Source organism: Alkalimonas collagenimarina, assembly GCF_030717845.1.
GTDB lineage: Bacteria > Pseudomonadota > Gammaproteobacteria > Enterobacterales > Alteromonadaceae > Alkalimonas > Alkalimonas collagenimarina.
Map to the genome: position 1 here is coordinate 26,129 of NZ_JAUZVZ010000014.1, position 13,808 is coordinate 39,936.

At 47.7% G+C, this 13,808-nt stretch carries 13 protein-coding genes; all 13 read left to right on the forward strand.

The features are described from left to right. Positions 1 to 4 precede the first annotated feature (4 nt). Complete coding sequence (gene bamC, locus Q3O60_RS10975) at positions 5 to 1,066, forward strand: NlpB/DapX family lipoprotein (protein WP_305893978.1); 1,062 nt, start codon at positions 5 to 7, stop codon at positions 1,064 to 1,066. Between the two features lie 92 nt (positions 1,067 to 1,158). Next, positions 1,159 to 1,890, forward strand: a complete 732-nt coding sequence (gene purC, locus Q3O60_RS10980; protein ID WP_305893979.1) for a phosphoribosylaminoimidazolesuccinocarboxamide synthase — start codon at positions 1,159 to 1,161, stop codon at positions 1,888 to 1,890. A gap of 166 nt (positions 1,891 to 2,056) precedes the next feature. After that, positions 2,057 to 3,055, forward strand: a complete 999-nt coding sequence (locus Q3O60_RS10985) for a DUF8605 domain-containing protein (protein WP_305893980.1) — start codon at positions 2,057 to 2,059, stop codon at positions 3,053 to 3,055. A 3-nt stretch (positions 3,056 to 3,058) separates the two neighbouring features. After that, positions 3,059 to 3,766: a DnaA regulatory inactivator Hda gene (gene hda, locus Q3O60_RS10990; protein ID WP_305893981.1), complete on the forward strand. Its 708-nt coding sequence runs from the start codon at positions 3,059 to 3,061 to the stop codon at positions 3,764 to 3,766. Between the two features lie 32 nt (positions 3,767 to 3,798). Further along, on the forward strand, positions 3,799 to 4,779 hold the full coding sequence (gene pheS / locus Q3O60_RS10995; RefSeq protein ID WP_305893982.1) for a phenylalanine--tRNA ligase subunit alpha: 981 nt from the start codon (positions 3,799 to 3,801) through the stop codon (positions 4,777 to 4,779). A gap of 15 nt (positions 4,780 to 4,794) precedes the next feature. Continuing rightward, positions 4,795 to 7,182 (forward strand): phenylalanine--tRNA ligase subunit beta, encoded by a 2,388-nt coding sequence (pheT, locus tag Q3O60_RS11000; RefSeq protein ID WP_305893983.1) that lies wholly within the window; start codon positions 4,795 to 4,797, stop codon positions 7,180 to 7,182. Positions 7,183 to 7,184: 2 nt separating this feature from the next. Next, on the forward strand, positions 7,185 to 7,484 hold the full coding sequence (gene ihfA, locus Q3O60_RS11005) for an integration host factor subunit alpha (RefSeq protein ID WP_305893984.1): 300 nt from the start codon (positions 7,185 to 7,187) through the stop codon (positions 7,482 to 7,484). 177 nt (positions 7,485 to 7,661) lie between these two features. Next, positions 7,662 to 8,603: a YbgA family protein gene (locus Q3O60_RS11010; protein ID WP_305893985.1), complete on the forward strand. Its 942-nt coding sequence runs from the start codon at positions 7,662 to 7,664 to the stop codon at positions 8,601 to 8,603. A gap of 4 nt (positions 8,604 to 8,607) precedes the next feature. Further along, positions 8,608 to 10,008 (forward strand): deoxyribodipyrimidine photo-lyase, encoded by a 1,401-nt coding sequence (gene phrB / locus Q3O60_RS11015; RefSeq protein WP_305893986.1) that lies wholly within the window; start codon positions 8,608 to 8,610, stop codon positions 10,006 to 10,008. Further along, complete coding sequence (locus tag Q3O60_RS11020) at positions 9,995 to 10,450, forward strand: nuclear transport factor 2 family protein (RefSeq protein ID WP_305893987.1); 456 nt, start codon at positions 9,995 to 9,997, stop codon at positions 10,448 to 10,450. The genes phrB and Q3O60_RS11020 overlap by 14 nt, the downstream gene beginning before the upstream one ends. 22 nt (positions 10,451 to 10,472) lie before the next feature. After that, the gene (locus Q3O60_RS11025) at positions 10,473 to 11,735 is read left to right on the forward strand and encodes an NAD(P)/FAD-dependent oxidoreductase (protein ID WP_305893988.1); all 1,263 of its coding nucleotides are present in this window, start codon (positions 10,473 to 10,475) and stop codon (positions 11,733 to 11,735) included. Next, positions 11,722 to 12,474 carry a DUF1365 domain-containing protein gene (locus Q3O60_RS11030; protein WP_305893989.1) on the forward strand — a complete coding sequence of 251 codons (753 nt, stop codon included), beginning with the start codon at positions 11,722 to 11,724 and terminating at the stop codon, positions 12,472 to 12,474. The genes Q3O60_RS11025 and Q3O60_RS11030 overlap by 14 nt, the downstream gene beginning before the upstream one ends. After that, complete coding sequence (locus Q3O60_RS11035) at positions 12,474 to 13,742, forward strand: SAM-dependent methyltransferase (RefSeq protein ID WP_305893990.1); 1,269 nt, start codon at positions 12,474 to 12,476, stop codon at positions 13,740 to 13,742. The genes Q3O60_RS11030 and Q3O60_RS11035 overlap by 1 nt, the downstream gene beginning before the upstream one ends. The last annotated feature ends 66 nt before the right edge of the window (positions 13,743 to 13,808 follow it).

The window sequence follows — 13,808 nt, forward strand, 5'->3', positions numbered from 1 at the left end:
TCAGGTGCATTATTCGGCAACCAGTTGTATTCTTGCCAGTCTGCTGCTTAGCGGCTGTTCATTGTTTTCATCACCGGAAGTAGAAGCGCCGGTTCAATCAACCGACCGCACATTAAAAGTGCCAGCGCATCTGACGGCTCCACCTCAGCCTGCGCAGTATGATATTCCTGCTTTGGACCAAAGCAGAGTTGAACAAATTGACACCAGAGCTCCTGGCTTGGTACTGACCTTGTCGTCAAGCAGCCGGGTGGATGAGGAAGAAACCCGTGCCAGAGTCTGGTTTGATCGTAACGATTTCAGCGGTGATTTAGTGCCGTTCTTGCAGCAAACCTTGACCACCCACTTGCAAGATAACGGCATTGGCTTCACCGTCGAAGAAGGGGAAGACCAGTTGGTCTGGCTAACCGATTGGGTCTCGCGTTACCAGGAGAAAGGGTACTGGTTTTGGAAGTCGAATGAACTTCGCGAGCAAGCGCGTTACCGTATTACTATCGAACCGCGCCCACATGGTCGTAGCGCAGCGGTACTGGTAGAGATGGTAGAGCATCAGTACTTTCAGAGTGATGCAACACTGGTAGCGACCGCAGTAAAGCGTGAGGAAGCGTCTTTTTTAAATGATTTTATCGCAGCCGTCGGTGCCGATGAGTTCAGACAAGCCCAAGCATTGCGTAATCGCACTATAGAGTCGAACTTGCAGAGTGGAGTCGATGCTGAAGGCCAGCCTGCTTTGTTGTCTGATCAGAGTCTTGAAGTGGTATGGACGCAATTGGAAGATCTGTTTACTGCAGTAAATTTATCTGTATTGGACCTTAATCGAAGCGTCTCTACTTACTATGTTCGTTTTGATACGCCAAGCCGGGGCTTTTTCTCTCGCCTTTTTGGACGAAATAAAATGCCAGTGTTGCCTTTACAAAATGATGAGTATCAAGTGGTGCTTGGTCGGGTAGAACAAATGACCTCTATTAGTTTCCGCGATAAAGCAGGCAATCCACTAGCGGCAGATGTTGTTGCTGCTCTGGAGGCTCCTTTACTGGATGCTATCGAGCAAGCTCGTCTGGAACTGTAAAGCTAAGCAAATCACGAAAAATTGATTTGCGAATGGCGCAAAGGACTTTATACTTTGCGCCCTGATTTTTTTTGTTCATGCCGGAGTCGTCCATGGTCCAACAAGCAACGGTTCAGAAAACAACTGAATTATATCGTGGTAAAGCCAAAACCGTTTACCATACCTCTGATGCTGATAAATTGATTTTGCACTTTCGTAATGATACCTCGGCATTTGATGGTGAGCGTATCGAGCAATTGGCTCGCAAAGGCATGGTCAATAATAAATTTAACTTCTTTATCATGCAGGCTCTTGAGCAAGCAGGCATTCCAACACAAGTCGAAGCACTTCTGAGTGATGATGAAGTGCTGGTTAAAAAGCTGGATATGATCCCAGTTGAGTGTGTGGTCCGTAATTTTGCTGCTGGCTCGCTGGTTAAGCGGCTTGGCGTTGAGGAAGGCCAAGCGTTAACGCCGCCGACTTTTGAATTGTTTTTGAAAAATGATGCGTTGCATGATCCGATGATCAATGAGTCACATGCCGTGTCCTTTGGCTGGGCTAGCAGCGAACAACTGCAACAAATGAAAGCATTGACCTTGCGAGTGAATGAGGTGCTAAGTGCTATGTTTGATGATGCGGGCATGCTGCTGGTTGATTTTAAACTGGAGTTTGGTGTGTTTCAGGGTAACATCGTTTTGGGTGATGAGTTTTCTCCTGATGGTTGCCGTTTGTGGGATAAAGCCACGCGCAAAAAACTGGATAAAGATCGTTTTCGTCAAGGGTTAGGTGGCGTGGTCGAGGCATACGAGGAGGTCGCACAGCGGCTTGGAGTCATACTCGATTAATTGCAATGCAATCATGAAAGCCACTTCAGAGTGGCTTTATTAGTACAGAGACGGACAAACAATGACAGCATTTTACCACGTGTACAGACGATTATGGCGTAGGCTTGTAACTGCTAGCTCTGTGCTGCTTGCTGTATTCTGTGTGTCGACGGTATGGGCAACTCAGATGCCGGATCTGTATACTGCTGAAGTACCAGCTGATCAGTCACGTCAAGCCTGGCAGCGTCAAGCGTTGATGCAGGTGGTGGAGCGAATTGCTGGCGATCCTGAAGTGATGGCGCATCCGGCATTGCAGCAAGAGTTACAACGCGCGAATACCTATATTAAGCAATTTGAAGCAATCCGTAATGAGCAAGGCTCTGCGCTTCGGGTCATGGTCGATCAACAAAAACTGGAACAGTTCTTTCGACAACACCAGCTGCCCGTATGGGGAAGTAGACGACCTCAGGTTTTGGTATGGTTAGTTGAGCAGACCCCGGATGGGCGTCAGTTTATTAGCCAGTCCGATCATGAAGTGATCCGTCATATCCGCACCTTGGCAAATCAACGGGGAGTGCCGCTGATCTGGCCATTGTACGACATGGATGACTTGGTCAACCTAAGCGAAACCGATGTTTGGGCGGGGTTTTGGCAGCAAATCCGGCAAGCCAGCGCTCGCTATCAACCTGACCTTATCGCAGCTGTTATGTTGTCGTCCAGTACCGAGGCAGAGACTGAAATTCAGCAGCTGTACTGGCAGTTGGATCAACAACAACGTGTGTTGCGATTTGAGCATAGCCAGCCAGAGCAAAGTGCGGTGTTACGTGATTTTGTCTCGCAACTGGCTGATCAGTTAGCAGCCAATTACAGCGTGAGTTATGTCGACGAGAGTGTTCCGGTACAGCTGCGTATCGGTGGCGTGCAGCAGTGGTCGGACTGGGTTGTATTGCAGCGCTTACTGGAGAGCTTCCCCGGGGTGACTCAGGTTGATCTGATGCACCGTAGCGCTGAATATGTCGATACCCAACTTGTCTTATCCATTACACAGACTGGCTTTTTGCAGTTACTCGCGCTTGAGCCACAACTTCGTTTAGCAGACTCTGTGGCGCCGATGCAGTCATACAGTTTAATTGAGCAGCAACCCGATGTAGCTGAGCGATTTTATGTTCAGTTTGAACCGCGGTAAATAATGCATCCGACTCAATTCACGTTGCCTGTTACATTACCTGACGATGAGACACTGCACAGCTTTTACAGCCCGTCGTCACACCCAGCAGTAGCTCATATTGAGCAGTATTTAGTTCAACCAGCAGGGCAGTCACCCTTGTATTTGTTTGGTGCCAGTGGCTCAGGTAAGTCGCATCTACTGTATGCAGCTTGTGTGCATGCTCAAGAAATGGGATTAACCAGCCAGTTATTGGCATTGGAACATCTTCAGCAGTTAGATGCCCGGGTATTGGACGATTTAGAGCAGCTTGATTTAGTCTGCCTGGACAATATTCAATCGATTGCCGATGATGTAAACTGGCAAACAGCAGTATTCGATTTATACAACCGTATGACAGAGCAGGGGAAATGTCTGATCATTGTCGCCAATCAGGCGCCGACTCAACTTGGCTTTCAATTGGCTGATTTGGTGTCCAGATTACAAGCCTGTACCAGTTACCAACTGCGGTTACTTACGGATACGGAAAAGCAATTTTTATTGCAACAAAAAGCCCATGTTCGTGGCATGGAGTTACCAAGTGAAGTTGCTCGTTATTTGCTTAACCGGCAGCAGCGTGATATTCGAAGTTTGGTGGCGATCCTTGATCAACTCGATCAGGCATCCATTGTCCATCAACGTAAAATTACCATTCCTTTTGTCAAAACCGTATTGGCGGATGACGAGGAATGATGACTATTTGATAAGGTTTAGCTGAGGAAACCATGGATCTGAGCGCATTATTAACAGAAGCAACCCAAGCCATCCAAGCGGCAGATGATATCCCTCGTCTGGAGCAGGTACGTGTTGACTTTATGGGCAAAAAAGGCCGGATTACCGAGTTGCTCAAATCATTGGGTGGCATGGAGCCAGAGCAGCGTAAAATCGCTGGGCAACAAATTAACGAACTAAAGCAACAGGTTCAGACTGCTTTGAATGCGCAACGTGATCAACTGCAGCAAGCTCAACTGGCTGAAAAGTTGGCCGGTGAATGCATCGATGTGACCTTACCGGGCCGTCGGCTGGATGCCGGTGGCCTGCACCCGGTGACCCGGACCATTCAGCGTATCGAAAGTTTTTTTGCAGAATTAGGCTTTAGTGTTAAGCATGGGCCGGAAATTGAAGATGATTTCCATAACTTTGATGCGTTGAATATTCCTGAACATCACCCAGCCCGGGCTGATCATGATACGTTTTACTTCAACCCCAAATTGATGCTGCGCACTCAGACATCTGGGGTACAAATCCGTACCATGGAAGTGGAACCACCACCATTACGTATTATTTCGCCGGGACGAGTGTATCGCAATGATTACGATCAAACGCATACCCCGATGTTTCATCAGGTGGAAGGTTTGATGGTTGATACCGATGTTAGTTTTACAGAGCTCAAAGGCATTTTACACGACTTCCTTCAGAACTTTTTTGAACAAGAATTGCAGGTGCGCTTTCGTCCTTCTTTTTTCCCGTTTACAGAACCGTCTGCAGAAGTGGATGTCATGGGTAAAAATGGCAAATGGTTAGAAGTGCTGGGCTGCGGTATGGTGCATCCGAATGTACTGCGTTCTGTTGGTATCGACCCGGGCAAGTACAGTGGTTTTGCTTTCGGTATGGGCGTTGAGCGCCTGACTATGTTGCGTTATGGCGTGACTGATTTACGTGCATTCTTCGAGAATGATGTTCGTTTTCTAAAACAGTTCAGATAAGCAGGGTCGATTGACATGAAGTTTAGTGAAAGTTGGTTACGTGAATGGATCAATCCAGCCATCGGTTCTGAAGAGTTAGCCGATCAATTATCCATGGCGGGCTTGGAAGTTGATGGTATCACACCAGTCGCTGGCAGTTTCCATGGCGTGGTGGTGGGTGAAGTGGTTGAGTGTGGTCAACACCCCGATGCCGATAAATTGCAGGTGACCAAGGTCAATGTCGGTGACGATGAGTTACTTGATATTGTCTGTGGTGCCAAAAATTGTCGACTTGGTTTAAAAGTTGCGGTAGCCAAAGTTGGAGCCGTTCTACCGGGCGACTTTAAGATTAAGAAAGCCAAGTTACGTGGTCAGCCCTCGATGGGGATGCTGTGTTCATTATCTGAGCTGGGTATGGCTGAAGACTCTGACGGCATTTTAGAGCTGCCAGAGGCTGCTCCGGTCGGGCAAGACATTCGCCAGTTGCTGCAGCTTGACGATCGGACCATTGAAGTTGATTTAACACCGAACCGTGCCGATTGCTTGGGAATTCTGGGTTTAGCGCGTGAAGTTGCCGTATTGAACGCGATGGATTTTCAGTCAGCTGATTATCCTGCTGTGGCAGCTAGCCATCAAGAGCAAAGACAGATCACATTGGTAGCGCCTGAAGCATGTCCTCGTTATTTAGGTCGTGTGATCCGCAATATCAACCCAGATGTCAGCAGCCCGCTGTGGCTGGTCGAAAAACTGCGCCGTTGTGGGGTGCGATCGATTGATCCGGTGGTTGATGTCACCAACTTTGTCTTGTTAGAGCTGGGCCACCCGATGCATGCCTTTGATTTGGCTAAGTTGGAAGGCGATATTCAGGTTCGTTATGCTGCCGAAGCAGAGAAACTCGTGTTGTTGGATGGCGAAGAAGTGACGCTGCAAACAAATACACTGGTGATCGCTGATGCGGAAAAAGCCTTGGCCATGGCTGGAATATTTGGTGGCCTGCATAGCGGAGTCACTGAGCACAGCCGTGATATTTTCCTCGAAAGTGCCTTCTTTTCGCCTGATATTATGGCGGGTAAAGCTCGTCAGTACGGTTTACATACCGATGCGTCGCACCGCTATGAGCGTGGTGTTGATGCAAAGCTGCAACGCACAGCGATGGAGCGCGCCACGGCATTGTTGCTTGATATTGTCGGTGGTGAAGCTGGACCGGTAGTCGAGGCTGTTAGTGAGGCGCATGTACCTTCGGCACAAACCATTGAGTTAAAAGCAGCGCATTTACATCGTTTGTTGGGCATTGAGATCGATGGCGAGACTGTGCAGCGGATCCTGCAACAGTTAGGTTTGCAAGTGAGCTCTCTCCCGGATGGTTGGTCGGTAAGCACGCCATCATGGCGTTTTGATTTAGCCATTGCAGAGGATCTGATTGAAGAAGTCGCTCGCGTGTATGGCTACAATAATATTCCAAATGAGGCACCACAGGCCTCGCTGACGATGCGCCAGTTTGATGAGTCTGAGATTGCAGTCAACCGGTTGCGTCAGCTGCTGGTTGACCGGGGTTATCAGGAAGCCATTACTTACAGCTTTGTCGATCCCAAAGTGCAGGGTATTTTGCACCCGGATACCGAAGCCTTGTTGTTACCGAACCCAATTTCCAGTGATATGTCAGCGATGCGGCTAAGCACCTGGCCTGGTTTGTTGCAGACCGTGCTATACAACCAAAACCGGCAACAGTTGCAACTGCGCTTGTTTGAGTATGGTCTTAAGTTTATTCCTGATCAGCACGCTGAAAATGGCGTGCGTCAGGTACCTGTCGTGGGTGGTATTCTGGTGGGGGGCTTAGGACAAGGCCAATGGAATCAGGATGAACGACCATACGATTTCTTTGATGCAAAGGGTGATGTTGAAGCCTTGCTGACGATGACCTCTGAGGCGAGTCGTTTTGATTTTGTACCCGATGAACACGTGGCGTTGCACCCGGGACAAAGTGCTGCCATTCGCTTGGGTGAGCAGCATGTCGGTTGGCTGGGTGCCTTGCATCCAGAGGCAGAACGCAAGCTTGGTGTGAAAGGCAAATCATTTTTATTTGAACTGGAATTGGATGCCTTGGGTGGCCGACAAATTGCCCAGGCGACTGAGCTGTCGCGCTATCCAGCCAATCGCCGCGATTTAGCTTTGGTGGTTAAATCGAATGTGCGTTTTGCCGATATTCTTGCTATCATAAAAAAAGTTGGCGGAAATCAACTGGTTGACCTAAAATTATTTGACGTGTATAGCGGGCAGGGTGTTGCTGACGGATTTAAGTCGCTGGCTATCGCTCTGACCTTACAAGATAGTGCTCGAACCCTTGAAGACAAGGACATCCAGTTGGTTGTTGATCAGGTGGTATCTGCACTGAAAGATGAGTTCAACGCAACGCTGAGGGAATAATCATGGCACTGACCAAAGCTGATATAGCGGAACGTCTGTTTACCAAGTTTGGAGTGAGCAAGCGCGATGCCAAACTGATTGTGGAAGCTTTTTTTGAAGAAATCAGAGGGGCATTGGAAGCCGGTGAGCAAGTGAAGCTATCTGGTTTTGGTAATTTTGACCTTCGGGTAAAAAATCAACGACCTGGACGCAACCCCAAAACCGGGGAAGATATTCCAATTTCGGCGCGTTGTGTGGTGACTTTTCGGCCAGGACAAAAGCTCAAGTCCAGAGTTGAAGAAGGGACCAGTAAGAACCCGTAACTCATTTGCGTTGCTAAAACGCTGTTTTAAAGGAACCCACTTAGCTGTGGGTTTTTTTGTGAAAAAACACCTCTCTGTCTACTATCTGAGCAAATAAACGGATCTTTTACCACTGCACTGATCTGACTAAAGCGTTAGACTGTAAAGTATTCTATTCACGACCGTAAGAGAGTATCCATGCAGTTAGCCGTTGGCATTAGTGCTTGTTTGTTAGGGCAAAAAGTCCGCTATGATGGTGGCCATAAGGCATCTGAGTTTTGCTTAACCCAGTTGCAGCCTCATGTTCGTTACATCGCTGTTTGTCCGGAAAATGCCATTGGTATGGGTACGCCTCGTCCACCCATTCGCCTGCAAAAAAATAAACAAGATGAAATCCGTTTGGTGCAGGTGAAAGACTCAAGCCTTGATTACACTGATGCCATGCAGCAATACAGTGAGCAGGTGCTGCCGGGCATGGAGCAATTGGCTGGTTTTGTCGTCTGTGCTAAATCCCCCAGCTGTGGCATGGAGCGGGTACGTTTGTACAATGAACAAGGCCACCAATTGGGCAAAGCAGGCGTTGGTTTATTTACCCGGCAATTGATGCAGCGCTACCCATGGCTACCAGTGGAAGAGGATGGCCGCCTGCATGATGAAGCTTTACGCGAAAACTTTATTACTCGCCTTTTTGCTTGTCACGACTATCAGCAGCTACGCGGCGAAGGCTTTAGTGTAGGGAAACTGGTGGAGTTTCACAGTCGCTACAAATTTTTGGTGATGGCGCATAGCCCGATTGCCTATCGCGAACTGGGTCGTTTGGTCGCACAGGCTAAGTTATTTGATAAAGCAGAGCTGGAGATGCGCTACCTGCATGATTTTATGCAGGCATTGCAGCAATTAAGTAGCCGAAAAACGCATGCCAATGTTTTGCAGCACCTTCAAGGGTTCTTTAAGCAACAATTAAGCTCCAAAGAACGGCAAGAGCTTGCTAGCTTAATTGATCGCTATCGGCAAGGGCATTTGCCGCTGATGGCACCTTTGACCATGTTGCAACACCATCTGTCTCGTTTTGACAACAAGTATCTGGCAGCACAGACTTATTTGCAGCCATACCCTGAATCACTCGGGCTTAGAGGTTAATACAATGACTGCTTTACAAGTGGTGTGGTTACGATCTGATTTACGTTGTTATGATAATGCTGCTTTGTTTGAGGCGATGCAGCAAGGTCCTACCATAGCGCTTTTCATCGCGACCCCAAAGAGCTGGCAACAACACGATATGGCACCGGTAAAGCAACAGTTGATCCGTGGTCGTATTGAGCAGATGACTCAAGAGCTTACAACCATTGGCGTGCCATTACTTGCTGTTGAAGGTTCCGATTACGATAGTGTTCTAACGGTATTTACTCAGCTGTTATCGTTCAATATTGCTGCTGTGCATTGCGAAGTCGAATACGAGCAGCGGGAGCAACAGCGTGATGCCAAGGTGCAACAACTGCTTGGTGAGCATGGGGTGAAGTGGTGTCGTTACGACAGGCTCTGTGGCTTTGCACCAGGCAGTATATGCACCGGCGATGGCGGTATGTACAAGGTTTTTACGCCGTTTAAACGCAATTGGTTGCAGCGCTACTATCAACAGGGGATGACGGTCCTTGCCAAGCCAAAAGCACAGGCTGAGTTGATTTTACCATCGCTTGACTTACCGGTAATGCAACCCGCTGCCGAATTATCAAGCGACTGGCCAGTTGCCGAAGCGACGGTGTTAGAGCGAATGCGTGATTTCTGCCAGCACAAAGTACGGCATTACAAAGCGGAGCGTGACTTTCCTGCCATTGATGCGACGTCAATGATTTCTCCTTACCTTGCCATAGGGCTGTTATCAGTACGTCAATGCATTAAACGGCTTGAACTTGAAGCAGCCGGGCAGTTACAACAAGCTGATTCTGGTGCTGCGACCTGGCTATCTGAGCTGATTTGGCGCGATTTTTATAAACATGTGTTGGTTGCATGGCCTGATTTAATTAAACACCAACCTTTTCAGCCATACACATCGGCCATTCGCTGGTCGAGCGATGAAGCGCTTTTTTCGGCCTGGTGTGAAGGACGTACCGGTTACCCTTTGGTGGATGCAGCCATGCGGCAACTTAACCAAACAGGCTGGATGCATAATCGCCTTCGCATGGTGGTGGCCAGCTTTTTAGTGAAAGATCTGCATCTGGATTGGCGCTGGGGGGAGCGCTATTTTATGTCCCGTCTGATAGATGGCGACTTCGCCGCCAACAATGGTGGCTGGCAGTGGGCGGCTTCTACCGGCACCGATGCAGTACCTTATTTTCGAATTTTTAATCCAGTCACCCAAAGCAAACGATTTGATCCTGACGGTGATTTTATTCGTAAATTTGTGCCTGAATTGGCTAATGTCCCGGCTAAGCAGATCCACTGGCCTCATCCGGTTGCAGCAGGTTGTCATTACCCAGCCGCGATTGTTGATCACGCTATTGCTCGTCAACGTACTTTGGAGCTCTATCAGGATGCAAAATCATAAGATGGATCAATCGATGCCACCCTTGTTGCAGTTTCTGCAGTTTTACAACGGTTTGTCCAACAACAACCTGTCTGTTATTCATGAGCTTTATCATCCCGATGTGGTCTTTGTTGACCCGGTACATAAAATCGAAGGAAGTGCCGCGCTTGAACAGTATTTATCGCATGCTTATGCCAGACTGAGTCATTGCCATTTTACTGCTAAAACACATTGTCAACAGGGCGACTGTGGATTTATCAGTTGGCAGATGGAGTTTTCGCATCAGGCGATTGGTAAGGGTAAGCACATAAAAATAGATGGCTGTACTGAGCTTGCCTGGCACGCGGATGGGCGAATTGTATTTCATCGGGATTATTATGATTTGACGGACTTGGTCTACCAGCACTTACCGGTGCTGGGGTGGGCTACAGCCCAGGTCAAAAGACGGATGGCAAACGCATGATGTATTTAGTGAAGGGAAAGGTATGAAAATAGCCGTAATCGGTGGTGGAATTTCTGGCATGATGTCGTTGTATTTGTTGCAACGTCAGCACGAAGTGACTTTGTTTGAAGCTAATGATTATTTGGGGGGGCACACCGCCACGGTCGATGTGGAGGTGTCAGGCCAGCACTATGCAATTGACACCGGTTTTATCGTCTTTAATAACTGGACCTATCCATTATTTAACCGCTTTTTGGCCGAGCTTGCGGTTCCATTTCAACCTACTGAAATGAGCTTTTCGGTCAAAAACGAGCAGACAGGGCTTGAATACAATGGCAACAGCTTGCGGACCTTATTTGCTCAAAAAAGGAACCTGTTTAAACCGTCATTCTGGAAAATGTTGCTCGATATTGTTCGGTTTAATAAGGTAGCGAAGCAATTACTGGCTCAAGATCATGCAGATTTGGATTTAACAGTCGGTGATTTTTTAAACCAATACCGCTTCGGGGATGCCATTCGTGAACAGTATCTGCTTCCCATGGGCGCTGCCATTTGGTCGGCTGGCTTGAGCGATATGCCATCGTTTCCACTTCGTTTCTTTTTGCGTTTCTTTGATAACCACGGTTTGCTGAGTGTGAACCATCGGCCTCAATGGTCAGTTATTTGTGGTGGTTCACGCGAGTATGTTCGCCGCTTGCAGCAGAGAATACCTGAAGATTCTGTCCAGCTGAGCCGGGCTGTCAGCTCTGTGACCCGGCATGATGATCATGTCATTGTTACGCTGTCTGATGGCCAGAAGCAGCAGTTTGATCGTGTGGTTTTTGCTTGTCATAGTGATCAAGCGCTGGCGATGCTTGCTGATCCAACCGCTGCCGAGCAGGCAGTGCTTGGTGGTATTGCTTACCAGAATAATGAGGTAGTGCTGCACACGGATAGTCGCTTATTGCCAGTACGCCCTATTGCTTGGGCGGCCTGGAACTATAACCTGACGTCCAGCACTGCTGAAAAAGCAACCTTAACTTACAACATGAATATTTTGCAGCAGTTAACCTCAGACACCACTTTTTGTGTCACACTTAACAATACGTCAGCTATTTCTAAAGATAAAATTTTGCGCAAATTTCAGTACGCTCATCCGGTGTTTAATCGTTACACCATGCAGGCTCAACAGCGCCGGGCCGAAATCAATGGGCAGAGCAATAGTTACTTTTGTGGTGCCTACTGGTACAACGGCTTTCACGAGGATGGTGTGCGAAGTGCCGTTGATGTTGCAGCAATGCTTGGAGTTGACTTTGCAGACGCTTGATTTTACCGATCATGCCTTGTATCGAGGCCAGCTTGGTCATCAGCGTTTTCGGCCCAAGCCTCATGGCTTTGGGTACCCTCTGCATTATTTCTGGCTAAATGCGAATACGCTGACAAAGCTAGACGATACAAAATTTATGGCTTACGAGCGTTTTTCTGCTTTTAGTTATCGCAGACGCGACTACTTGAAAGGTGACGCTAACTTGCAGACCGCCGTGCAAGCTAAACTTCAGGAGCTAGGGGCTAAAGAGCCTGTTAGTTATGTATTTGTACTGACACCTATGGCCAATTGGGGCTATTACTTTAGCCCTATTACCTTGTACTATGGTTACGATCATTTGCAGCAACTACGTTATGTTTTGGCTGAGGTGAGTAATACACCGTGGAATGAGCGTCATTATTATTTGCATACTATCAAGCCTGATAGCGCCACTTATCAACACGATAAGGCCTTTCATGTGTCGCCTTTTAACCCTCTTGATATGCAATACCATTGGCAGCTGCCGCCGCCTGATGAGCAGTTGCATTGTCAGATCACTAATTACCGGCAACAGCAGCCGGTGTTTTCTGCTTGGATGAAGCTCACAAAGCAGCCACTTACTACGGCAAATTTAAAACAGATATTGATCCGGGCCCCCTGGCCCAACGTACTGGTTATGATACGAATTTACTGGCATGCGTTGAAGCTGTGGGCGAAAGGAAACCCGGTATATGCGCATTCGAAAAAAGGACCCTCTTGATGACTATGTCATTAACTGAAACATCTACCCTAGGCAACCTAAGTTGGTTTGATAAAGTTTGTCGTCGATTTGCGCTGAATTTCATAGCCCGGCTTCAGCATGGTTGTATTCGTGTGGAAGAAGGCCAGCAGAGCCTGATATTCGGTGATAGTGAGGCTGAGCTTCAAGTCACGATCCATGTCCATGACGCCCAGTTTTATCGGAAAATAGTGACTGCAGGATCGGTAGGAGGGGCTGAAGCCTATGTTGCCAATGCATGGAGTTGCGATCATTTGACACAGCTGGTACGTATTTTTGCCCGAAATTTAACCCTGCTTGATCAAATGGACTCCACCTGGGCACGTGTCAGTCGTCCATGGTTAAAGCTACTCAATTGGCGGAATAGCAACAATAAAGATCAGGCTCGTAAGAACATTTCGGCACATTATGATTTAGGCAACGATATGTATCGCTTGTTTTTAGATCAGAGCATGATGTATTCAAGTGCTGTGTATTCAGCAGAAGCCAGAACACTAGAGTTAGCACAGCAGCATAAGCTGGCTTTGCTGTGCCAGCGTCTGCAGTTATCTGCGGATGATCATCTATTGGAAATTGGGACCGGTTGGGGAGGCATGGCTATCTACGCAGCCCGGAACTATGGTTGTAGAGTCACCACCACAACTATATCTCAAGAGCAATACGATTATGCTAAAGAACAGGTTGAAGCTGCTGGCTTGCAGGACAAGATAACATTACTACTAGAGGACTATCGTGATTTAACCGGCCAATACGATAAGCTGGTATCGATAGAAATGATTGAGGCGGTAGGTGACGATTATCTGGATCGCTATTTTCAGGTTTGCTCGTCGTTGTTAAAACCTGATGGCATCATGGTATTGCAGGCTATCACCATGGTCGATCAGCGCTATAAGCAATATGTCAAAGAAGTGGATTTCATTAAACGTTATATTTTTCCGGGAGGTTGTTTACCTTCTATCCATCGTATGTCAGAAGCCATTACCGGTAAAACCGATTTGGTATTGCGGCAATTGCAGGACATCGGTTTAGATTATGCGACCACCTTGCGCGATTGGTGTGAACGTTTTTTAGATCAAAAAGAGCAGGTCTTGCAGTTGGGCTATGATCGTGAGTTCATCCGGCTGTGGCATTATTACCTGTGTTATTGCGAAGGCGGGTTTTTAGAGCGAGCGACCAGCGCCGTACATATGGTGTTAACTAAGCCTGATTTTAAAGGCCATTTATCATTAACTGATACGTTGAGAAATTAAGCATTTACCTTTTTCTTTACCGTTTTTAAGGTGTTGAACTGGTGCTAAGTGTTGTTCTTGTGTTAT

Excerpts from the sequence above, each read along its gene's own strand:
- Q3O60_RS10985 (WP_305893980.1), top strand. The coding sequence starts at position 2,057 with ATGCCGGATCTGTATACTGCTGAAGTACCAGCTGATCAGTCACGTCAA.
- Q3O60_RS11010 (WP_305893985.1), top strand. The coding sequence starts at position 7,662 with ATGCAGTTAGCCGTTGGCATTAGTGCTTGTTTGTTAGGGCAAAAAGTC.
- hda (WP_305893981.1), top strand. The coding sequence starts at position 3,059 with ATGCATCCGACTCAATTCACGTTGCCTGTTACATTACCTGACGATGAG.
- phrB (WP_305893986.1), top strand. The coding sequence starts at position 8,608 with ATGACTGCTTTACAAGTGGTGTGGTTACGATCTGATTTACGTTGTTAT.
- Q3O60_RS11035 (WP_305893990.1), top strand. The coding sequence starts at position 12,474 with ATGACTATGTCATTAACTGAAACATCTACCCTAGGCAACCTAAGTTGG.
- pheT (WP_305893983.1), top strand. The coding sequence starts at position 4,795 with ATGAAGTTTAGTGAAAGTTGGTTACGTGAATGGATCAATCCAGCCATC.
- ihfA (WP_305893984.1), top strand. The coding sequence starts at position 7,185 with ATGGCACTGACCAAAGCTGATATAGCGGAACGTCTGTTTACCAAGTTT.
- Q3O60_RS11020 (WP_305893987.1), top strand. The coding sequence starts at position 9,995 with ATGCAAAATCATAAGATGGATCAATCGATGCCACCCTTGTTGCAGTTT.
- Q3O60_RS11025 (WP_305893988.1), top strand. The coding sequence starts at position 10,473 with ATGAAAATAGCCGTAATCGGTGGTGGAATTTCTGGCATGATGTCGTTG.
- purC (WP_305893979.1), top strand. The coding sequence starts at position 1,159 with ATGGTCCAACAAGCAACGGTTCAGAAAACAACTGAATTATATCGTGGT.
- pheS (WP_305893982.1), top strand. The coding sequence starts at position 3,799 with ATGGATCTGAGCGCATTATTAACAGAAGCAACCCAAGCCATCCAAGCG.